At 46.5% G+C, this 1,257-nt stretch carries 1 protein-coding gene; it reads right to left on the reverse strand.

Annotated features, from left to right (window positions below):
• Window positions 1–9 precede the first annotated feature (9 nt).
• Window positions 10–1,187, reverse strand: a protein-coding gene (locus K1M91_RS21170; protein ID WP_232804243.1) for an IS3 family transposase whose coding sequence is annotated in 2 segments (ribosomal slippage) — window positions 10–929 and window positions 929–1,187 — 1,179 coding nt in all. Because the reading frame shifts where the segments join, the coding sequence is not laid out codon by codon here.
• Between the last annotated feature and the right edge of the window lie 70 nt (window positions 1,188–1,257).

The following is a 1,257-nucleotide window of genomic DNA, read 5'->3' on the forward strand; positions in this document are numbered from 1 at the left end:
ATGTAGTGGTCAACTAAAACTGGCCACCTCGTTATAAGTTTTGAAGTATTCTGCTTCAGCCTTTTGTGGCGATAGCCCCTTGTTAAACTGGTGAGGCCTATAGCGATTGAAATAACCGGTAATGTAATTGTTAATCGCTTCAACACCCACTACAAATGACTGATAACCTGACCTTGGCATCCACTCGGTTTTAAAACTTCTGAAAAAACGTTCAGTGGGGGCGTTGTCGTGGCAGTTACCTCGGCGACTTAAACTTTGCTTTATACCAAACCGCCAAAGCAATTGACGATAAGTTTTACTGGTATAATGGCAGCCCTGGTCGCTGTGGAACATCAAGCCCCTTGGCTTTCCTCTGCTCTCATAGGCCATCCTCAATGCTTTCTTTGTTAGCTCGCTGTCTGGGCTTTTTGAGGTTGCCCAGCCAACAACGCGTCTTGCAAACAAGTCAATCACAACGGCTAAATATAGCCACCTCGAGCCAGTCCAAACATACGTCACATCGCCCGTCCAAACCCGATTTGGAGCGTCTGGTTTGAAGTTCCTATCTAGCAAATTCGGAATACCTAAGTGCTCTTTTTCAGCTTTAGCATAACGATGACTAGAGATTTGCCTGCTGACGAGCCCCTTCTCCTTCATCAGCTTGCGAATCAACCACCGACTAGCTTTGAAGCCTGAATCAGCGAGCAATACCTGCAACGTCCTTTGACCTGCCGAACCACAACTTTTACCAAACCAGCGCTTCAGTTCAGAGATGAGTTTCAGCCTTTTAGGGTCTAACTCATGACGACGCTCGACCCAATAACGATAGCTACTACGATTGACCTTAAATGCCTTACACAGCCGTTCAACACCCCAATAAGCGCTTAGCTCCCTTATTAACGCGAACCTTTGAGCGAGTCCTGCATCAAGAGAGCGGAAGCCTTTTTTAGGATGGTGTTATCCTCTTCAAGGCGTTTAATCTTACGCTCTAGCTCGCGTATTTTGACTTGGTCTGGCGTCATCGGCATGGCACTCGATAGGTTGCCATTTCGCTCTTCTTTAAGCTGCCTTGCCCATTTATCGACGGTTGACTTGCCTAACTCTAGTGACTCAGCAACCTCGCGAACTGAGCGCCCCTTGTCGACGATTTCTTGGGCAACTTCTAGTCGGAATTCTGGTGAATAAGTTAGTCTTGTACGTTTTGACATATTGATACCTGCTTAGTTACGGTGATCTTATCACCTCTAATCAGGTGGCCAAAATAGTTGTACCACTACA

The organism is Motilimonas sp. E26, from assembly GCF_021278025.1.
In the GTDB taxonomy this organism is placed as follows: domain Bacteria; phylum Pseudomonadota; class Gammaproteobacteria; order Enterobacterales; family CBDFNC01; genus Motilimonas.